The sequence below is a fragment of the Micromonospora chaiyaphumensis genome (assembly GCF_900091435.1).
GTDB classification, from domain to species: domain Bacteria; phylum Actinomycetota; class Actinomycetes; order Mycobacteriales; family Micromonosporaceae; genus Micromonospora; species Micromonospora chaiyaphumensis.
Genome location: NZ_FMCS01000003.1, coordinates 550,458 through 570,249 on the forward strand (window position 1 = coordinate 550,458; position 19,792 = coordinate 570,249).

General features: G+C 69.4%; 16 protein-coding genes. 11 read left to right on the plus strand and 5 right to left on the minus strand.

Features of this window, described 5'->3' with window-relative positions:
- The first annotated feature begins 1 nt into the window (after position 1).
- The 4 genes from GA0070214_RS11690 to GA0070214_RS11705 all read left to right on the plus strand — a co-directional run bounded on the left by GA0070214_RS11690 (position 2) and on the right by GA0070214_RS11705 (position 4,154).
- Positions 2-538: a TlpA family protein disulfide reductase gene (locus GA0070214_RS11690; protein ID WP_167364252.1), complete on the plus strand. Its 537-nt coding sequence runs from the start codon at positions 2-4 to the stop codon at positions 536-538.
- Entirely contained in the window at positions 535-2,382 is a 1,848-nt protein-coding gene (locus GA0070214_RS11695; protein ID WP_091261977.1) for an ABC transporter ATP-binding protein, read from the plus strand. Before GA0070214_RS11690 ends, GA0070214_RS11695 begins: the two co-directional genes overlap by 4 nt.
- Positions 2,382-2,816 carry a S26 family signal peptidase gene (locus GA0070214_RS11700; protein ID WP_091261978.1) on the plus strand — a complete coding sequence of 145 codons (435 nt, stop codon included), beginning with the start codon at positions 2,382-2,384 and terminating at the stop codon, positions 2,814-2,816. The genes GA0070214_RS11695 and GA0070214_RS11700 overlap by 1 nt, the downstream gene beginning before the upstream one ends.
- A gap of 756 nt (positions 2,817-3,572) precedes the next feature.
- On the plus strand, positions 3,573-4,154 hold the full coding sequence (locus GA0070214_RS11705; RefSeq protein ID WP_167364253.1) for a hypothetical protein: 582 nt from the start codon (positions 3,573-3,575) through the stop codon (positions 4,152-4,154).
- 274 nt (positions 4,155-4,428) lie between these two features.
- Here GA0070214_RS11705 and GA0070214_RS11710 read toward each other — a convergent pair whose 3' ends face one another.
- Positions 4,429-5,661 carry an MFS transporter gene (locus GA0070214_RS11710; RefSeq protein ID WP_091261980.1) on the minus strand — a complete coding sequence of 411 codons (1,233 nt, stop codon included), beginning with the start codon at positions 5,659-5,661 and terminating at the stop codon, positions 4,429-4,431.
- 98 nt (positions 5,662-5,759) lie between these two features.
- Here GA0070214_RS11710 and GA0070214_RS11715 point away from each other — a divergent pair, with 98 nt between their 5' ends.
- Entirely contained in the window at positions 5,760-6,698 is a 939-nt protein-coding gene (locus GA0070214_RS11715; RefSeq protein ID WP_244167670.1) for a GlxA family transcriptional regulator, read from the plus strand.
- Positions 6,699-6,856: 158 nt separating this feature from the next.
- Complete coding sequence (locus GA0070214_RS31490) at positions 6,857-7,039, plus strand: hypothetical protein (RefSeq protein ID WP_139141841.1); 183 nt, start codon at positions 6,857-6,859, stop codon at positions 7,037-7,039.
- Positions 7,040-7,163: 124 nt separating this feature from the next.
- Here GA0070214_RS31490 and GA0070214_RS11720 read toward each other — a convergent pair whose 3' ends face one another.
- Complete coding sequence (locus tag GA0070214_RS11720; protein WP_244167671.1) at positions 7,164-8,033, minus strand: DUF6745 domain-containing protein; 870 nt, start codon at positions 8,031-8,033, stop codon at positions 7,164-7,166.
- 36 nt (positions 8,034-8,069) lie between these two features.
- Here GA0070214_RS11720 and GA0070214_RS11725 point away from each other — a divergent pair, with 36 nt between their 5' ends.
- Positions 8,070-9,080 carry a DUF4253 domain-containing protein gene (locus GA0070214_RS11725; protein WP_139141842.1) on the plus strand — a complete coding sequence of 337 codons (1,011 nt, stop codon included), beginning with the start codon at positions 8,070-8,072 and terminating at the stop codon, positions 9,078-9,080.
- A 48-nt stretch (positions 9,081-9,128) separates the two neighbouring features.
- Here the strand turns inward: GA0070214_RS11725 and GA0070214_RS11730 are convergent, their stop codons facing one another.
- The 3 genes from GA0070214_RS11730 to GA0070214_RS11740 form a co-directional block, all read right to left on the minus strand.
- On the minus strand, positions 9,129-12,419 hold the full coding sequence (locus GA0070214_RS11730) for a hypothetical protein (protein WP_139141843.1): 3,291 nt from the start codon (positions 12,417-12,419) through the stop codon (positions 9,129-9,131).
- 489 nt (positions 12,420-12,908) lie between these two features.
- A complete protein-coding gene (locus GA0070214_RS11735; protein WP_091261984.1) occupies positions 12,909-13,517 on the minus strand; it encodes a hypothetical protein in 609 nt (202 codons plus the stop codon).
- Positions 13,518-13,630: 113 nt separating this feature from the next.
- Positions 13,631-14,350, minus strand: coding sequence for an alpha/beta fold hydrolase (locus tag GA0070214_RS11740; protein ID WP_091261985.1), 720 nt, complete (start codon positions 14,348-14,350; stop codon positions 13,631-13,633).
- Between the two features lie 517 nt (positions 14,351-14,867).
- Here GA0070214_RS11740 and GA0070214_RS11745 point away from each other — a divergent pair.
- The 4 genes from GA0070214_RS11745 to GA0070214_RS11760 all read left to right on the plus strand — a co-directional run bounded on the left by GA0070214_RS11745 (position 14,868) and on the right by GA0070214_RS11760 (position 19,721).
- Complete coding sequence (locus GA0070214_RS11745; protein ID WP_208602725.1) at positions 14,868-15,323, plus strand: PPC domain-containing DNA-binding protein; 456 nt, start codon at positions 14,868-14,870, stop codon at positions 15,321-15,323.
- 1,030 nt (positions 15,324-16,353) lie between these two features.
- On the plus strand, positions 16,354-17,277 hold the full coding sequence (locus tag GA0070214_RS11750) for a polyphosphate polymerase domain-containing protein (protein ID WP_091261986.1): 924 nt from the start codon (positions 16,354-16,356) through the stop codon (positions 17,275-17,277).
- A 3-nt stretch (positions 17,278-17,280) separates the two neighbouring features.
- Positions 17,281-17,958 carry a DUF4956 domain-containing protein gene (locus tag GA0070214_RS11755; protein WP_091261987.1) on the plus strand — a complete coding sequence of 226 codons (678 nt, stop codon included), beginning with the start codon at positions 17,281-17,283 and terminating at the stop codon, positions 17,956-17,958.
- 107 nt (positions 17,959-18,065) lie between these two features.
- Positions 18,066-19,721, plus strand: coding sequence for a CotH kinase family protein (locus GA0070214_RS11760; RefSeq protein ID WP_167364254.1), 1,656 nt, complete (start codon positions 18,066-18,068; stop codon positions 19,719-19,721).
- Positions 19,722-19,792: the final 71 nt, after the last annotated feature.

Below are 19,792 nucleotides of genomic sequence, written 5' to 3' on the forward strand. Positions count from 1 at the left end.
GGTGCACACCGGTCTTCTCGCCGCGGTCGTCATCCTCGCCGCGGCCTGTGCGCTCAATCTCGCTCTCGTGCTGCGGCTCAGCAAGATCGTCCGCGAACAGCCGGCCGCCGCCCCGACAGTTGATCCCGGTCTGCCGGCGGTCGGTTTCGAACTGCCGAGCTTCGCCGGCCTCACCTCGCGTGGGCTGCCGCTGTCCTCGGCGGACCTCGCCACCGGCACCGTGGTGCTGGCGTTCCTGTCGACCACCTGCGGACCCTGCCGGGAGAGCCTGCCCCGGTTCGGGACGTTCGCGGCCGAGCTGCGCGAGGCCGGCGGGCGGGCAGTGGCCGTCGTCTCCGGCCCGGCGGAGTCCGGCGCCGCGGACATGGTCGGCGCGCTCAGTGCCAGCTGCGACACCATCGAGACGGCCGGCTACGAGGACCCACGCTTCACCGCGTTCGGGGTGTCGGCGTACCCGACCTTCCTGCAGTTCACCGACGGTCGGCTGACCGTGGCGACCCACTCGGTCTCCGCACTGCCCGTTCCCGTCGCCGCATGACGCCGGCGACGCCGGCCACCGGCTGGCCGGGATGGTACGAGAGTTGCGCCCGGACCCGAGATGCGCTTGGACTCGGCTGGCGGGCGAGCCGTTGGCTGACCGCTGCCGAGTTCGGCACCGCGATCGCCCAGGGCGCTGCCGCCGTCCTGCTGGCCTGGCTGTCGAAGCTGCTCATCGACGACGTCGCGAGCGGGAACTTCGACCGGGCGTTCCGGCTCGGCGCCTGCTTCGCCCTGACCGGCATCGTGGTCGCGGTGCTGGGCCAGCTCGACCAGTACGTGACGCCGATGCTGCGCCGTCGCATCGCACTGGAGGTCCAGCGCACCCTGTTCGCCAAGGTGAACTCGTTCGTCGGACTGGCACCGCTGGAGAATCCGCGCCTGTACGACAGCCTGCGGCTCGCCCAGCAGGCGGGCGAGTCCGCCCCGCAACAGACCACCAACGGGCTGGCGGGCACGGTCGGCGGCCTCGTCCGGCTCGCCGGCTTCGTGGCGGCACTGTACGTCCTGTGGCCGCCCATGGTCGTCCTCACCGTGCTGGCCGCCGTGCCGGTGGTGGTGGTCGATCTGCGCCTGGCCGGCGGCCGCGCCGGAATGCACCTGGTCACGTCGCCCGGGTACCGCCGGCGGTTGTTCTACCAGATGCTGCTGACCGACCGGGCCGCGGCGATGGAGGGCCGGCTGTTCGGCACCGGACCGTTCCTCTACGGCAGGATGCTGGACGCCACCCGGCAGACCAACCGCACCGAGGACGCGTTCGAGCGGCGGGTGTTCCGCCTACGGGCCGGATCCGCGCTGCTCAGCGGGCTGGTCACGGCGATCGGGCTGCTCCTGGCCGTACACCGGGCAGCGGCGGGTCACCTGACCCAGGGTGACGTCATGCTGTTCGTCGCAGCCGTCGCCGGCGTGCAGGTCGCCCTGCTGGGCACGGCCGCCCAGCTCGTCTCCGCGTACGAGGCCCTGCTGATGTTCGGCACCTACCGTGAGGTGCTGGCGGCCCCGCCGGACCTGCCCGTGGCGGACGGGACGCTCGAACCGTTGAGCGACGGCATCGAGTTCCGCGACGTGTGGTTCCGTTACGACGACGGGCCCTGGGTGCTGCGCGGTGTCTCCTTCACCGTCGCGTTCGGCAGTGCCGTGGGGCTCGTCGGCGAGAACGGAGCCGGCAAGAGCACGATCGTGAAGCTGCTGTGCCGCTTCTACGACCCGCAGCGCGGCGAGATCCGGTGGAACGGAGTCGACATCCGCTCGGTGCGGCCCGAGTTGCTCCGGGCCCGGCTCGGCGTCGTGTTCCAGGACTTCGTCCGCTACGACCTGACCGCGGCGGAGAACATCGGGCTCGGCGCCCTCGACGCCCTCGACGACCGGTCGCGTATCACGGCCGCCGCTCGCCTGGTCGACGCCCACCCGTTCCTCACCCGCCTGCCGTCCGGATACGACACCCTGCTGAGCCGCGTCTTCTTCGTCAACGAACGCGACGCCGCGGGCGCGGGCACCACCCTGTCCGGCGGGCAGTGGCAGCGGGTGGCGCTGGCCCGTTCGGTGATGCGTACCGAAGCCGACCTGCTCATTCTTGACGAGCCCAGTTCGGGTCTCGACGCGCGGGCCGAACACAGCGTGCACACCGCCCTGCGCACGTACCGTCACGGCCGTACCAGCCTGCTGATCTCGCACCGGCTCGGCACGCTGCGCGACGCCGACCGCATCGTGGTCCTGGACGCGGGCCGGGTGGTCGAGGCCGGCAGCCACGACGAGCTGATCAGTCGCCACGGCACGTACGCCCGGCTGTTCGCGTTGCAGGCCGACGGTTACCGCGACCGGCCCGGCGCGACGGTGGGTGCCTGATGCCCGGAACCGTCGTCGCCGCCGCCCTCGCCGGCAGCCTCCTGGCCGGCACGATGCTCTTCCTGCGGCTCCGGTACGTCCGGGTGACGGTGCTCGGCCGCAGCATGGAGCCGACCCTGACGCAGGGCGACCGGGTCCTCATGGTCCGCCGGACCGTCCGCCCGGGCGACCGCGGCGCGCTGGTCCTGCTCGTCGCGCCGCCGGACGCCACCCGGGAACCCGGCCTCGGCGAATGGCGGATCAAGCGGCTCGTCGCGCTGGCGGGCGATCCGGTCCCGCCCGAGGTGCGCGCGGCGAGGAACCTGCCGGCGGGCGCCACGGTTCGACCCGGCGAGGTGATGGTCATCGGGGACAACCCGCGCAGTGAAGACAGCAGACAGTGGGCCCGGCTGCCCGCGCGGCTCGTAGTGGCGGTCGCACGCTGTTCCGGCTAGCACTCGAGCTTCGCGCTCACGGCAGCGGCACGACGGTACTCGCCGATGTCGTGGTCGTCGCGGCAGTGTTCGCAGAACCCCTTCCCATGCGGGTACACGGCTGTCCTAGTCGTCTCACTCGATGCGGTTCCAGGTCTGCCCGAGCAACTGCTTCCTATAGCTGCGGGAGGAGGCGTGGGACATGGACCGGTCGTGGCGGGTCGCCCTTGATGGGGTTCAGCGTCGGCGTCACGCGGCATAACTCGACGCCCCCGCCCGTCACGTGCCCGATGTAGCGGTCAACAAGGGCCACCCGCGGCACGTAGCCGAGCCTCAACCTAAGCGGCCCAGACTCCTCGCCCAGCTGGCGGGGCTGCCCAAGCCGTCAAGCAACGCGCTTCCGAAGCTGTCAGTCCGCCAGGTCGTCTTCGACCAGGTAGCCGACCCCATCGCAGGTGGGGCAGGGCCCGTAGGCGCTTCCCATGCCCTTACCCATGCCGGTGGTCCTCACCATGCCTGGAATCCGCGCAGCACCACGGCATTCGGGGCATCGGCCACGGATGCCCTTCGAGTGATATCCAGGTGGCTGCGCCTCCTGAGGACCTGGCTTCACCCTGTCGAGGGTATCCGGAGGGCCGACCCGGGCGGCCCCAGGTGAACGGTCCGCATCTGGTCCTCAAGAGGCCGACGGACGACGGGGGAGTGGTGGGAGATGTCGAGAGGTGTTCCGCGGTTAGGAGCCCCATCTGCACACCGCTGCACTTTGCGGCGGCAACCGTGCTGGCCGCCGTGATCGGCCTCGGGTCTGCCGCACCGGCGTGGGGCAGCGGGGGCGGCACGACGATCAACATCGATCCGGCGGACACCGGCACGACCGCGGCGGCGTTCGGCACACACAGGTGCGACCCGAACCTCGGTGGTGGCCCCTTCCAGGCCGAGGACGTCTGGGTCTTCGCCCTGCCGGCCGCCCAGCAGGGCAACTTCACTTCACTGACCATCGAATTCGCCACCGAGGGTGGCCCCGTCACGGAGAACATCACGACCACGCCCGCCGGTGACCGCGCGATCGTCGGCAACCGGGCGTGGATCAGGACGCCGGCCGGCCTGTCCTCGACCGGCGAGCTGGTGAATCCGTTCGCCCTCACCAACGCCACGGCGGTGATCACGGGCACCGACGGAACGTTCGACCTGGCGCAGACCTGCCCGGCGAGCGGCGCCTCAGCCAGCCCCAGCCTGCCGGTGACCGGTGCGGCATTCTCCGGCCCGACGCTCGGCAAGCTCACCGCCGTGGGCGGCAGTCTCATCATGGTCGGCCTCGTGCTGCTTCGCGCGCAACGACGTCGTCGCTTCGTCGCCTGACCTGAGTCGGTCGACCCGTACCAGGGTTCTGCCTCGGCAGGACCCTGGTACGGGTCAGCCGCCCATGACTGGATCTGTTGCTGGCCGGCACCCGACATGTCGGGTGCCGGCCAGCTGCTGTCGTCCGGGTTTCGCCCACCTTGCCATCTCGGCTCCGACGTCACGCAGGTCAGGCCGAGGGCAATCCTGGCAAGTAGGCCCAGGGCCCGGCGGCCAGGTTTCCGTACGCTGCGCTCAGCGAAGTGGGCACGTTCCTTCGTCCGGTTGCGCCATGTCAGGGCGTTGTTGCACGGCGCAGATTCCGGATCGGCCGGATGAGCAGTAGCGCCGCGACTACAGCACCCGTGACGACCGTCGACACGAGTAGCAGGTCGCGTGGTGCGACGATGGCGGACGTCGGCCCGACCAGCGCTTGGCCCACCGCGATCCCGGAGACGGAGCCCGCGACCTCGTAGGCGGTGACGCGATTGAGCACTGCCGGGGGCACGAGGGTCTGCACGCTGGTGGACCACATCACCGACCAGAAGGCCCAGGCCGAGCCCCCGACGATGTGCCCGGCGATCAGGACGGGCAGTGGCGGCTCCAGTGCGACTGACAGCGGGATAGCGGCGAACCCGACGAGCGCCACGGCACCACCGGCGAGGGGCCGGGACGGGCGGATCTGGATGGCGACGAGCCCGCCGATCACGGTACCGGTGCCGAGGCCCGCCATAGTCCAGCCATACGCCGCTTCGCCGAGCCGCTCGCCGATCACCTGCGAGGCGAGAGGAATGTACGGGCCGAAGACGAACAGCCCAAAGCAGACCCAGATCAGGATCACCGACCACATCCAGGTGCGAGAGCGAAACTCCATCCAGCCGCGCCGCAGATCACGCAGGACGGTCGAGGGCTGCCGGCCCTCGAAGGGGGCCGCGTGTCGAATCAGCGCCAGGCACAGTCCGCTGAGCAGGAAGGTGGCGGCGTCGACGGCGTAGACGGTCCCCGCGCCCGTGGCCACCATCAGCAGTCCCGCGAGGACCGGCCCGCCGAGCTGAGTCACCGCGTCGGCGATCTTGAGCGTGCCGTTGGCCCGCTGCGGGTCCTTGGCGACCAATGGCACCATTCCGTTGACCCCGGGCTGGAACATCGCTGCCGCGGCACCGGATATCGCTGAGGCCACCAGCAGCAGCCACAGTGGCGGGGCGCCGGTGAAGAAGGCCACGGCGAGCACGATCTGAGTGACGGTACGGACAGCGTCCGCACCGACCATCATGGCGCGCGCGCCGATCCGATCGGAAAAGACCCCGCCGAACACGATGAACAGCACGAAAGGAGCCGTCCAGACGGCAAGAACGTACCCGACGCCGGACACGCCATACAGAGCGCCGACGGCGAGGGCCGCGGCGACCGGCATCATCGCGTCGCCCAGCAGCGATACGACACGGGCCGCGAAGTACAGCGAGAAGTCCCAGGTCCAGAGAGCGGCAGGAGCGGTCGCAGTCGTTGTGCCATCGGCGATCGTGGTCATGCGATGAACTCCATGGTCAGCAATTCTGGTGCCGCCTAGGGGGCCACGCAGGCGCCGAGCACGACATCCTTGGGTACATTCGTGCCATGGTCCATCGGGTGGTCGCACTGGTCGGTCCGACGCAAGAGATGTACCCCGTGACGTGCGCCTCCGCCGTCTTCGGCTACCACGGCCCCGACATCCCGCACCACTACGAGTTCCAGCTGTGCACCGAGCGACCCGGCCCAGTGCCCACCACGATGGGCGTGGACATCGCCGTTCCCAACGGCCTGGAAGCTCTCGACAACGCCGACACGGTCCTCATCGCAGGCTGGTGCCCCGGGCCGGGCTTGTCCACCGCGCTCGGCTCCGCCGTGCTGGCCGCGCACGCTCGCGGCGCGCGGATCGTCGGGATCGTCGGGGGCGTCTATGTGCCGGCGGCGTTAGGCCTGCTCGACGGGCGTCGCGCCGCAGTGCACTGGGAGTGCACCGAGGATCTTGCCTGGCGTTACCCATGCGTCAACGCCGACGGCTCAGTGCTCTACATCGACCACGGCGACGTGGCGACGGCCGGCGCCTCGGCTACCGCCCTGGACCTGTGCCTCAACCAGGTCCGACGAGAGCACGGCGCGGCCCTCGCCATGCGGATCGGGCGGCAGCTTGCGGCTGCGCCACCGCGGGAAGGCCGCCAGCGCCAGGGTCCCGCACCGGCGTCGGTCGGTGCTGTCCCGGAATCCCTGGCCCCGCTCCTTGAGTGGGTCAACGCCAACCTCGACCGGCCGCTGACCCTGCGCGACATGGCGGCCAGGTCGGGGATGTCGCCGCGCACCCTCAACCGGCACTTCCTTGAGCAACTCGGTATCCCGCCGGGCCGCTGGCTCCTCGACCTCCGTATCGCCTCGACCCGCGCCCTGCTGGAGGAAACCGACCTGCCGGTCGAGACCATCGCGACGCGCGTCGGGCTGTCCTCGGCGGTGAACCTGCGCCGTCGCTTCCGCAACGCCCTCGCCACCACGCCAGCCGCGTACCGTCGCGCGTACCGCTCGTCGGCGGCCTGACCGAGAGCAACCACGGGCCGCAAGCGTTGGCAACCGCCGGCAACCGCCGCCCTGGTCAGAGCTTGACCGATGACCAACCCCCAACACCCACCACAATTGATCCCCAGGGTCGTAGGAATCGGTTCCCCTGGCGCACTACCTGGCGACGAGACACCTTCATGACGAAGGAGAAGGAGCCAGTGGCGCATGCCGAACCAAACGAGCGGTTCACCGCCCTCTACCACGCGCACTACCGACAGGTGTACGCGTACGCGGTGGCCGGCAACCCGACGAGCTTCACCGCGGTGATCACCCCGCGATGGTCCGACGACGGTCTGCCGGAGGCGTCCGCACTGCGCTGACAGCACGGGCACACACGAGGCGGTGCGGGGCAGTCCGCACCGCCTCGGTGTGCTCGGTGACGGCCGGGGCGCGTCGCGTGGACCGCCAGCGCGGTCCAGCCGCCAGGTCACCGGATACGCTGCATCACCGCCGAGTCAGTGGTTGCCAGCCGTCGCGGTAGCGCAGTCCGCGAGGCTGCAGTCGGATCTGGTCGTGCACTGTTCCGGAGACCGGCTCGGTTCCTATCGCCCCGGGCCGGTCCACCACGACGCAGACGTCCTCGCCGGGCCACCACCAGCCGCAGGAGCGGGCCAGAGCGGCCCAGGCGTCGAGGTGTTCGGCCTCGTCCGGCCCGTACCGGGCAAGGCCGAGCCGATGCAGCACGTCGTAGTAGGCGATCCATGACGCGTCCTGCTGCCCGTACCAGCACGCGGGTACCGGGCCGTCGTCCGCGAGCACCGCACGCACGGGTAGGTAGTACCCATGCGCGAGGCTGCGGTGCAATGCCGTGCGCACGCCTTGGTGCAGCACGACAGCGAGCGGAACGCCGCTGCCGAGCGCCTGCAGCGGCGCCAGTTCGGGCCATGGTTCCTTGGTCTTGCTCGTCCGCACGGGTGACATATCGGGATCGGTGTGAGTGACGCCCGCACTCAGCGCGCCGCGCAACTGGGAGGCGACCATGGCAATGTCGCTTGCCAGCGGTGGGGTCCCGCGCGGCCGGGGATCGCGGATGCGCTCGTAGAGTTGATCGAGGGTGGGCCAGCCGGTGATCAGGGGGCGTGCCTTGTCTGGCGAGTCGACCCATTCGAACCGGGGTCGCGGCCGAGATGCCCTGGCATAAATGGCGGTCAGGGCGCGCTCGGCGGTCGCCTTGTCAGCCGCCTGCGTGGACAGGGCGTGGTCGAGCCATTCCTGGCGGATCCGGATGGCCTGCTGCCACAGGTCGTGAGGGTTGCCGCTGCGCACGGCCTGTGGAGGTGTCGCGGCGTCGTCGCGCCGCGCGGGCGCGCTCACCGCGCCAGGGCGTCGCCGCCCTTCCGGTAGGAGATCATGGAACGACTATGGCCCGCAACGCGGCACCGGCGCAAGGCAGTTCTCCACCTGCAGCGCATCATCAGCGGCGTGGCAGGGCTCCATCAACTTCGATGCCGCCATCCGGACGCACCTGTGCAGCACACCGCGTCGATGATCGGAGACACTTTCACCGTGCGAAACGACCTCGACCAGATCGCAGCGGCGTTCCTCGGCACGCCGCTGGCGGGCCTGCCGATCGGGCACGGCCCGTCGGGCACTGTCCTCGTCGCCGACATCGACCCCGAGCGCCTGCACGAGGCCTGGCAGGCCGCCGAGGCACTCGTGCCGGTCCTCGGACGCCGGCCCGTGATGGTCACCGACGACTTCGACGACACGCTGAGGATCCGGCCCGAGCCGGAGCCGGGTCCGTCGAAGTCGGAGCTGCGCGCGTTCGCCGAGGCGGCCGAGTCTTCCGAACCCTGGCTGACCTACCGCCACTACAGCGAGGACGACGAGGTCGATGAGGGCGAGGTCGAGTACTACGCGCGTGGCCTGGCCGGCGCCGACCTGACGGCTCTGGTGTCGGATGTGGCGCTGCCGGCTCCGCGCCAGACGCTGGAGCGGGCGCTGTACGACCGGCTGCTCGCCGACGCCGACCTGCATGCCCGGGTGCTTGGCAGCGTGCGGTTCGTGACCCAGACCGACTACTGGTACACGCCTGATGGCGTCCTGCTCATGTTGGTGCCCACCAGCGACGTCCGCAGCTCGGCGTACTGGGTGGACTTCTACGGTGCGCCCACCCGGCAGTGCCAGCGGAGGCTCGCCGAGGTGTTGGCGCAGTGGCGTGACCGGTGGGACGCCCGCCTGGTTGCGTCGTGGGGCACCATGCTGCAGTTGCAGGTGGGTCGTTGCCCGGCACCGGGGGACGAGGCGTGGACCGCGGCCGGCCAGATCAAGGCGCTCGCCCCGAACCTCGACCTCAGCCGGTGGGAGGTCGCCGTTGCCATGTCCGCCGGCGACGCGTGGTTCGTGCACAACCGGCCCTGACAAGCTCGACCAGACGTGACCCGCCGAGCCGGGTCGCCAGAGGCTCGATCATGGGCGCAGCCAGAGCGCCGGCTCGCGCGTGAAGCGGCCGGTGGCAGTGTCGCGCAGGAGCGCGATGCCGTCGACAGTCACCGGTTCGTCGGACTGGCCGCCCTCGCCCTTCATTCCATCCGGAGCGCCGCCTTGCAGCGCAGTGGCCGAATCATGCGCGTGGCCGCTCGTCAGTCCCAGGGGCGCGGGGACCGGCCGTAGCAGGTGGCGAGTGGGGAACCCGCGAAGGTCGGTCTGGTTTACGGCGCAGCTCACCTCGATGTTGTCGCCGGCGGTGAGCCGGGGCAGTCGGCTGGCGCGTGGGCCCAGCACCACCGGCTCGACCGTGGCGCCGTCCTTGCCCGTTATGGTCACCCGCCCGCTGGTGAGTGGCTCGACCCGCACCCCCTCGACCTGGAGCCACTTCGCAAGAGCCAGCACGCAGTAGCGCTCCAGCGCCTGGTCGGTCGGCTCGCCGTTCGGATGGAGATCGTCCGGCTGCACCACGACCTGGGTCCATACCTGCGGGGGCGTCGCCGGCGCCGCGGGACGATTGCCGGCCGCCGCCGCTTCCGAGCGGACGAGCAGCCGCTCGACGCTCTCCGCCGTGCAGCACGCCGAGAGTTCCAACTCGTTGAGAAGATCGAGAAGTTGCCGAGCGTACCGGGCAGGTACGGCGCCGGCGGATTCGGCGGCGCCCCGGGTCTCGCCGATCTGGCGCTTCTGCCATCTGTGCAGGTGCCTGTCGAACTCCAATGCCTGGTCGCGCTGAAAGCCGAGCCACTGCATGGCCCGCACGAACTCGCTGTCCGGCACGAGGCTCTTCGGGCGGTTCTGCCGGCCCACCTTCTCGATGAACGAGTCCGGCCACTGGATGCAGAACCGGTAGAGGCAGATGAGCCGGGGCAGCACGTACTCATGTAGTTGGCGAGGACGCTCGGTGAGTAGCAGGCCGTGAATTCCCCAGTGCTCGATCCGCCGGGCCAGTGCCTTGATGTCGGAACGGACGCGGTCCTGCCGCCGCACCCCCATCGGAGCCGCCCGATCCCACAGGTCGGCGAAGCGTCCGGCCAGGGCGTCATCGAGCTCCGCCCAACGCTGCCGGTTGTCCCGCGCGTCCTCCGGTGTGGCTGACTGGCGCCGCGCGCGCCCAAGGAAATCCTCGAGACTGTCGGTCGAGGCGTCCCTCAGGAAGTGCCACACCCCGTGGCCGTTGGGCATGACGAGCCGGCCGCGTGACCCGTCATAGAGCCGGCGAAACTGCCGCGAGCTCAGCCGCCCCGAGGACCTGAACCTGACCCAGACATACAGAGCTACGCCGAGCACGGCGACTCCGCAGGCGAGGCTGAACAGGGCCGTCTCGTTGGCGTGCCGGGACAGCAACCCCAGTGCCTGGTCATGCAGCCAGCGCAGCCAGTTGGCATCCGCCGGCGCGCCGGGGGTTGACGCGACGTCCCGCGGGGTCTTCATGTCCGTCGTCGCATCCAGCACCGTCACCAGGCTGACGAGTCCAACCGCGAGGCTGATCACCACGCCACCCTTCTGGATCACATCCGCCTCGCGGACCCGCCGCTCGTCGAAGGCGGAGGTGATCGCGGCCAGGAGGTCGTCGTACCGAGACTTGACCCAGGAGGACTGCTCGACGATTTCCGCGCCGTGCTGGCGTACCCGGGCGAACAGCCCGGTCTCGGTGATCGCTCCGCGCAGTCCGAGCACACTCCGCCCGTGCAACTCGGTGAGTTTCGTGTCGAAGTCGTCCTGCAACCGCTCCGCCGCCGCGTCGATGCTGGCACTGGAGGCCCGCGTCAGCGCGCGCAGGTGACCGAGGTCGGCTACCCCTTGGAGGAGGATCTGGTGGAGCAACTGCACGGCACGGTGCGCTTCGTTGAGCGCTCGACCGCGTCGCATCGGCAGGTGGGTCGAGAGCGCGTCCCACAGAAACGCGCCGCGCTCGGCCATCGCGGTGTAGACCTGAAGGTGGTTCTTCCAGATTTCCAGGTCGCGCTCCACTGTGTACAACTCGCTACCGCTGGTCGCCTCGAGTTCGCTGAGGGCGATGACGATCCCCGCCGCGTTCTCCTCCTGACGGCGGATCGCGGCCGCCCGCCGGTCCGGATCCCGCACGCCGTCGGCGTCCCGGGCCGGGTAACCGTTGCGGGACGGCAGGATCAGGTAGTGCGGGGTGTAGGTCTCGCCCTCCCGCCGAAACCGGCGCAGCACCATGAAGTCACCGTTGAGCACGGCGCGGCTCACCACGGAGTCCCGAGCGGTGCCGGACAGTAGCAGCTCGCGCGCGAGCCGATCACCGACCCGCTCGCTCCGCTGCAGATAGCGGTAGGCGTCGCCGCGCAGAGACCCCGGGACGGCCACCCAGAACGTCGGAAGGTCGTACTGCCAATCGAAGACCCGGAACTGGACCGGCAGAAGTTGCGCGGCGAGCAACCGCTGCAGGCTCTCGCCGACCCGCAGCAAATAGCTGCGGTAGGCGGGTATCTGGTCGGCCGGGATTCGCACGTTCTGCGCGCCGTTCACCTCCGGCAGCAGCAACTCCTCAGGGACGTGCCGACGGCTACGGGGCAGCGACGTCCAAACCGAGATGCTGGCTCGGCACAGCGGCCGCTCCACCAGGTAGGAGAAAGAAATGTCGACCACCGCATACAGGGGCAGGTCCGGATCCGCCGGATTGCGCAGTGACCGCAACCGTTGCGGCTCCAGAAAGATCTGATGCCGCAGCTCGGCTAGCTGACGCCAGGCCTGTCGATTCTTGTCCAGTGCGGCCAGGCACCCCTGCCGCACCTCGTCCACCAGCTCGGTCATGAGTGACCGGCCCGCTTCACTGTCGGCACGTTTGTAGTCGACAGCGTCCTCGCCATGGTGGACCCGTCCCAGCCAGGCCGCGCCGTCCAGCACCCCTTCCGGTCGGAGCAGACCCTCGAGCAGGCGACGATGCGCGGCGAATTCCACACCGCCTGGTTCGGTGGTGAGACCGTCCGGGGAGCAGTCCGGATCCCGCCGCAGCAGCTCGACCTCGGGGATGCGCCAGGCCGAGGTACGAACCATGACCAGACGGTTGAGCGCACCGTCCCGCTCGCGGCCCGCCCGCGCCTTCGAGCCTTCCTGCCGCCGCGAGCCGCCGGCCGCGCCCTCAGAGGCCTCCGCCGTCATTGGGGGGGCCGCGTCCGCCGGCGTGCCCGCTGGCGCCGGCTCCGGTGCCGGCGGTGGTGACGAGACTTCGCCCGGCAACACCGGATCAGTGGGGGCGGCTTGGGTCTGCTCGACGATTTCCCTTTGCTGGCGAGGATTTCCCACGTCACCCTCCGCATCGTCACCTGCCCCCACCGTAAGGGGCTCCACCGACGCCGACGAGATCCGCTCGGACGAGTGCTGGGGGACCGTCCGGCGTCGTGCGCACGACCGTTCTCGCGAACAGACGGGCACATTCAGACCCGACGGCGACCAGTAAGGCGGCAGTGGCGGCGGTGGCATCACCTCGAGGGCAGCCAACGGCTCGGAAAGCGGGTTGGCGACAGTGTCATCGCCGGGAGCGTGCTCGACCGCCGCCCCTCAACCGGACGTACTGTTCACGGTGAGCTGCTCGCCGGACGTCTGCCCGTACAGTCCATGTCTACGGGCTGGGCTGGAAGGGACAGTCGGCATCGGAGGCGTCGGCGCCGATGACGCCCATGACCGCCTGCCGCACCCGGGCGGCGGCCTGGGCCGGGCCGGGTTGCCCGGCGTCGAGCCCTGCGATGATCGCCTCGATCGCCCACCCTCACCTACGCAGCCAGGTTGCGGCGGTCAGCCGGTCAGCCAGATCGAGGCCCGTTTGATGTACGTGACCTGGGCGGCGAAGGCGACCAGTGCCACGGCCACACCGAGCGCGACCGCCAGCCCGAGAGATCCGCCCAGCACCGCGGTCAGCAGGGCGGCGCCCAGGCCGATCAGCAGTGCGTTGACCGCGCCGACCATCGCTGCCGTGGTCAGCAGTAGTTGCCAGCGAGCCGGCCTGCTGCCGACGGCCGCCGAGATTGCCTGCATGTCGCTCCCGCCGGTGACTGCGTCGGCGAAGAAGTCGTGCTCACCGGCGAGGCGGCGGTGGTAGTAGGCGCGGATGCGCTGGATGCGCTTGAGGTCCAGCGAGTTCTCCACCATGTTCTGAACCAGCCGGCCGAAGGTGAGCAGACCAGTGATCACCAGGGTCGGCAGCACCGCGCCAAGGTACGGCTTGATCAGGTGGCCGCTGCCGGAGACGAAGCCGAGCCCGATCAGGGAGGCGGAGAGCAGCGACAGGAACACGGTCGCCCGCCCAACGGACTCGGTGATCGTGGCGCTGCGGGAGGTCTGGAGCACGAAATGCTCGGTGGTGAGGGCGGTGAGCAGCCCCTGCTCGCGCGCATCCTCGTCCATGCTGCACCTCCGGTGCTGGTGGCCCGCCGCGAACTAGCAGGAACTGGCAGCAGCACCGCCAACGATCGGTATGCGGCCACAGGAGGGCCTCCACCGCTGCCTGGGGCTCCTTGTTATTTGCGTGCCTGACTCGCCGGCACCGCGGTCCGTGCTTCGGCTGCCGTCTTGATGAGCTGTGCCACTTCGTCAGGGCGAGAAACCATCGGGACGTGGCTGGCCGGAACCTCGCTGGTGGTCGCCCCCATGCGGCTGGCGAACATCCGCTGCGCGTCCGGCGGGATCGCCTGGTCCTGCGTGGCGATCAGGTACCAGGACGGTAGCGATTTCCAGGCCGGGACGCCCATCGCCTCCGAGAAGATTGCGGCGGCGATCGGCTGCTGTACGCAGTGCATCACCTTGGCCTGGACCGGGTCGACGTCGGCCGCGAAGTGCTCGACGAACTCGTCCTGCGGCTGCCACATGAAGCCCTGCTTGTCGGTGAACAGGTGCGCCACCGCCGGCGGTGTGGGGCCCTGCGACAGCAGAGCGCCGAGCGATTCCCCGTTGTCGAGCCCGAAAGCAGCGATGTACACCAGCCCGACCACGTTCGGGGCGTCGGTGCCGAGGGCGGTCATGATCTGGCCGCCGTAGGAGTGTCCGGCCACGATCGTCGGGCCGTCCTGCAAGTTCAGGACCTGGCGGAGCCGGGCGACATCATCGCCCGTCGAGGTCAGCGGAAACTGCGGGGCCGTCACCTGGTAGCCATCGGCCTGTAGATGCTCGATAACGCCACTCCAGCAGGAGCCGTCGGCCCATGCCCCGTGGACGAGGACAATGTTCGGTCGGCCATTCATGATGCTTCCTTCCCTACTGGGCGGAGTGGTCGTTTCTGCCCATGCCGGCCTGCGGCGAGGGCGGCATCCGCGCGTTCACTGTGCCCGTCGCTCGACCAGGTGCAGTCAGGTCGCGAGTACCAAACCGGGCTTGGCGTAAACGCACTCGCTCCGGCCAGTCGAGAACCACAGGGAGAGGCAGTGAGGCGGCAGCGGCACGACCAGCGACCGCCCAGACCAGACCACAAAGCGGCAAAGGGGCCATGCTCCGCAGTGCAAGACGATGTCACCTGCGCGATGGTGTGGCGGGACCGGAGCCTGCGCATCGGGTCGCGGTGGTGTAATGGCAAGGACGCGGTCGACCGCACGACGACGACCTCGCAGGCGCACCCCCGCGGCTCCCGCCGCGGGATGACGGTTTGGGATCCACGACCGCCGTGGATTCGCGCGCCGATCCTCGCTGACGACGCCTCGTAAACCGCGTCCGTGGCGCGATGCGCCGGCGTCTCCGAGGGGCTGAACGTCATCGACCACCGAGGTGAGAAAGATCGTGAGGGATGTCGAATTGACCGATGGTGACCGCCGAATCGTGGTGGTCGCGGTTGACAAGGGAGAGGACGCGGTCGCCACCATCAACGAGGTGGCAGTGCGATACGGAATTCGCGGTGCGCGCGTCACCGCGGTCGGCGGGTTCAAGTCGGCGGAGCTGGGCTACTTCGACCGCGGGAAGCGTGACTACCTCCGCATCCCGGTCCGCGAACAGGTGGAGGTCCTGTCCCTGCTGGGCGACATAGCTGACAACCAGGGCAGGCCCGCTCTGCATGTGCACGCAGTGGTCGGCCACCGCGACGGCTCGACCGTAGGCGGCCACCTCCTTCGCGGTGAGGTGTGGCCAACGCTCGAGGTCATCATCACCGAGGTCGGGGCAAGCCTCGTCAAGCGGGTCGACCAGGAGACCGGGCTGGCGCTGTTGACGGGATCTACTCAACCTTGAGTGGGTGTGGGTGGCCTTGCCACTGGTAGAAAGGCGTGTGTCCGACGCCGAGGAGCCGGCAGTGCAGACGGACCGATGAGGTGGTCTTCGTCGCAGCGGTGAACCGATACACCTCGACCGGTTCACCGCTCCGTCTGGCGTGCGAAGAAGACGCTTGTCTCGGCCAACACCGCAGCCAGCGCCGTCGCCTGGCCGCCCTGACTCGCTGACTCGTGTCCGTGGGGGAGTTGCTCGCTCCCGAAACGGCTGCGGTCAGCCGGCCCTACGACAGCTCATCCGACGCTGACGCAGGCGGCATGAGGGCTCCCGGCGCGGCCTGGAGTCCTCATGCCGTCACGAGCCGGCTGGGCGATCGTCCCGCAAGCAGCATCCGACCGCTCAGAAGTTCTGGCCGGCCGTCACCGAGTCGACGAAGGCCGACCACTCCTGCAGGTCAACCTTGATGGTGAGCTCCGGCCGCTGCGAGTTCCGCAGCAGCCGGCCTCCGGCGGACGTGAGAGCGACTGAGCCGGGCGGGACGCGTGCAGCCCGGCAGGGCAATGGGGTCGGTCATTCGATCTAAGCGACAAACACGACGAAGACGTCACGAGGCTGGAACCTCCGGCCGAGCGTGGACGCTCGTTCGGGATCGTCGATCACCGTTGGTTGGAGCACCACCTGCCCGACGGCAGCGAGATGGTGGTGGAGGCGATCATCGGCTCGATCGGGTACCGCAGGACCGCTCGGTCGCCCCGTCCGACGGTCATTGCCGCAGGCCGTCGGCCGCTGGTTTGACTATGGCCACTTGTGTTGATCGTGTGCAGCGCCGGGACGGCACAGGAGGATTCACGAGAACGAATCGGCTCACGGCGTCGGCGACTGCTGATCGCAGGCTTCGTGAAGGACACGACCGGAATCTGGTCGCCAGGGGCCGCCGCAAGCCTCCGACACCTTCTGTTCATGCGCAGTTCGCACCTGGTTCAAAGGTGGCTTTGAGGTTCGTCTGGTTACGTCCACTTGGTCCTGGCCGTAACCAGATGGGCGACCACACATGCGAAACCCGTTCAGACGACGACCCGTGCCGCCGGATGGCGCCGGCGGCGACCCGCCGGGCCCCGTTCCTTCCCCACGGTCGACTGCGCGGCTCAGCGACGATCAGGCCGGTCATGCGCTGCGCGCGCCGAGCGCGCTGCACGCCTTCAACCGGTACGAGGTCAAGTATCTGATGCCGCAGACCGCGGTGCCGGAGCTGCGCAAGGCGCTCGCCCGGCGGCTCGACCTCGACAGCCACGCCGTCGGCGGCGGCTACGGCGTGTGGAGTGTCTATTACGACACCCGGGACCTGCGCTTCTATTGGGAAAAGGTCGAGGGCCTCAAGTTCCGGCGCAAGCTGCGGGTGCGCCACTACGGTGACCGGTTCACCGTCGACGACGACAGCCCGGTCTTCGTGGAGATCAAGCAGCGCGTCAACCGGGTCACCCAGAAGCGGCGGATCGCGCTGCCCTACCGGCTCGCCCGGGACCTCTGCGACCGGCGGATCATGGTCGAGCACGAGCCGCGCCAGCGTGCGTTCCTCGAGGAGGTGCTCGACCTCCTCTCCCGGCTCGACCTGCGCGCCGTGGCGATGACCGGCTATCAGCGGGAAGCGTTCATCGGCCGCGACGCCGACGCCGGCCTGCGGGTCACGATCGACCACCGAGTGCGGGGTCGCGACCGCGACTTCCACCTCGGCGCTGACGCCGAGAACCGGCTCATCGTCCCGGCCCGGCTGGCCGTGGTAGAGCTGAAAGCCAACGAACGGATCCCCTACTGGCTCACCGACCTGGCCGCCCAGATGAGCATGTCGGTGGTTCGGGTCTCCAAGTACTGCCAGAGCGTCGAGGCCTTCGGCCGCGCGCCTCGATCGATTTTCCATGTTTCCGACGACGACCCCGCCGGCGCCGCGGTGCCGGCTGCTACCCGAAGTGAGGCCTGACCCATGCCGTTCGACGTTCAGGATCTGTCCGGCACCTTCAGCGTCGGCGACATCGCCATCGCGCTGTCGCTGTCGTTCGTGCTCAGCGCCATGATCGGCTGGGTCTACCGGTTCACCCACCGCAACGTCTCCTACAGCCAGTCCTACGTGCAGACGCTGGTCATCCTCGGGATGCTGATCGCGCTGATCATGCTGGTGGTGGGGTCGAACATCGCCCGCGCCTTCGCCCTGGTCGGCGCGCTGTCGGTGGTGCGGTTCCGCAACGCGATCAAGGAGACCCGCGACGTAGGGTTCATCTTCCTCGTCATGGGCGTCGGCATGGCCGCCGGCACCCGCTTCTACACGCTGGCGATCGTCGCCGCGGTCGCCATCAGCCTCATCATCCTGGTGATGTACCGGTTCAACTGGTTCGCCTCGAGCATCCAGCGGCAGGTCGTCAAGGTCCAGGTCCCGCCGGATGGCAACTACACCGCGAACATCCAGGATGTGCTCATCGCCCACACCAGCGAATTCGAGCTGGTCAGCATGGAGTCGATTCGCGGCGGCGCGCTGACCGAGCTGATGTACACGGTGCGGCTGAAGAAGGGCCACGAGCCCGGTGATCTGATCAGCGCCCTGGGTGAGCGCACCGCCGGCCAGCGGGTGACCGTGCTGACCGGCTACGACCAGACGGACCTGTGATGACACCACCATCAACGTCCGGAGCGCCGGCAGACGAGTCGGGGGCGGAAGCCACGACACCACCACCGACGACACCACCACCGACCAGGCCACCGCGCCGACGGTTGATGCATCGCGTGCCGGTACGGGTGCGGCACTACTGGAAGCTGCTCGCGACCTGCGCCGCTTTCGTCGTTATCTGCGCGCTGGTGTTCAGCACCGTGCGGGTCGCGCCGCTCGTGACCAGCAGCAGCGACCAGACCACGGACAGGGTCACCCAGGACATCGCCGGGACGACCGACCTTTTCGACGCGAGCGTGGCCCACGAGATCACGCTCACCTACCGCGAGGAGGACTACCAGGAGATCCTCGACGACTACTGGGACGACGACGAGAAGAACTGGCTCGAGGCTGACCTGACCATCGACGGCACCACCATCCCCAGCGTCGGCATCCGACTGAAGGGCAACTCGACGCTCAGCGGCCTGACCCGCAACGGTGAGGCGAGGCCGGGTGGTATCGGGCGCGGCGGGCCCCCGGGCGGCGGGCAGATGGCCCGGCCGGGCGGTGCTCAGGCCGGCGGTGCTCAACCCGGCGGCGCTCAGCGCCGAGATGCGCAGCCCGGCGTCCAACCCGGCGACGCGCAAGGCGGCGGCCCCCAAGCCGGTGGCGGGCCGGGCGGGTTCGGCCGGTCCTCGCTCAAGGCCGAGGAGCCGGAGAACCTGCCGTGGCTGATCCGCTTCGACGAGTTCGTCGAGGGACGCCGCTACCAGGGCCACCGCGAGCTCGCCCTGCGAGTCTCCGGCATGGGTGGCGGCAGCACGGTGCTCAACGAGGCCGTCGCGCTCGGCACCCTCGCAGCGGCCGGGCAGAGCGCGCAGCGGTACGCATACTCGAGCTTCACCGTCAACGACCGGCCGACCACGGCCCGGCTCGTCGTCGAACACCCCGACGAGGGCTTCGCCGACACGCTGGGCGACTCCGGCGTCCTCTACAAGAGCCTGGCGACCGGCCAGTTCACCGACCAGGGCGACGACCCCACGGACTACGCCGACGACTTCAAGCAGATCACCATGAAGGGCAGCCAGGATCTGCAGCCGGTCATCAACCTGATCAGATGGGTCAACACGAGCAGCGACGCCGACTTCGACGCCCACCTCGCCGACCACGTCGACGTGGCATCGGTCGCCCGCTACCTGGCCACGCAGAACCTGCTGCTCAACTTCGACGACATGTCCGGCCCGGGCCGCAACTACTACCTGTGGTACGACCTGGAGACGAAGAAGTTCTCCGTCGTCGGCTGGGACTACAACCTCACCCTCTCCGGCGACGCCACCCAGGGCCCGCACGATGCCGGGCGCATGGGCGGCGGGCGTTTTCCGCAGGGCGGCACCCCGCCGGAAGGCTTCCAGCCACCGGAGGGCATGCAGTTGCCGGAGGGCTTCCCGCCGCCCGAGGGAATGCAGCCGCCGGGCGGCGACAACGGCGTCGGCGAGCAGGACCGGACGCGTGGCTTCGGTGGAATGGGCGGCAACAAGCTCAAGGAACGCTTCCTCGCCAGCGCCGCGTTCAAGACGGTCTACGAGGACGCCTACCGCGAGCTCTACCAGAAGATCTACGCGAAGAACGGGGCGAAGAACACCCTCGACAGCATCACCAAAGTGCTCCCGACCGTCGACGGCTACAACGCGCAGACGGCAGGCGCCGACGTCGAGCGGCTCCGAACGCTCATCCAGCAGCGCACCGACCACCTCGCCACCGACACCGTCATCACCGGCAGGTGATCCGACCGTAGGTGGAACGGCGCGGAGACTACGCCGGCGGTGTGCTCGCGCACACCGCCGGCGTGCACGTC

Excerpts from the sequence above, each read along its gene's own strand:
- GA0070214_RS11750 (WP_091261986.1), top strand. The coding sequence starts at position 16,354 with ATGCGAAACCCGTTCAGACGACGACCCGTGCCGCCGGATGGCGCCGGC.
- GA0070214_RS11695 (WP_091261977.1), top strand. The coding sequence starts at position 535 with ATGACGCCGGCGACGCCGGCCACCGGCTGGCCGGGATGGTACGAGAGT.
- GA0070214_RS11755 (WP_091261987.1), top strand. The coding sequence starts at position 17,281 with ATGCCGTTCGACGTTCAGGATCTGTCCGGCACCTTCAGCGTCGGCGAC.
- GA0070214_RS11760 (WP_167364254.1), top strand. The coding sequence starts at position 18,066 with ATGCATCGCGTGCCGGTACGGGTGCGGCACTACTGGAAGCTGCTCGCG.
- GA0070214_RS11735 (WP_091261984.1), bottom strand. The coding sequence starts at position 13,517 with ATGGACGAGGATGCGCGCGAGCAGGGGCTGCTCACCGCCCTCACCACC.
- GA0070214_RS11700 (WP_091261978.1), top strand. The coding sequence starts at position 2,382 with ATGCCCGGAACCGTCGTCGCCGCCGCCCTCGCCGGCAGCCTCCTGGCC.
- GA0070214_RS31490 (WP_139141841.1), top strand. The coding sequence starts at position 6,857 with ATGACGAAGGAGAAGGAGCCAGTGGCGCATGCCGAACCAAACGAGCGG.
- GA0070214_RS11740 (WP_091261985.1), bottom strand. The coding sequence starts at position 14,350 with ATGAATGGCCGACCGAACATTGTCCTCGTCCACGGGGCATGGGCCGAC.
- GA0070214_RS11710 (WP_091261980.1), bottom strand. The coding sequence starts at position 5,661 with ATGACCACGATCGCCGATGGCACAACGACTGCGACCGCTCCTGCCGCT.
- GA0070214_RS11725 (WP_139141842.1), top strand. The coding sequence starts at position 8,070 with ATGGAACGACTATGGCCCGCAACGCGGCACCGGCGCAAGGCAGTTCTC.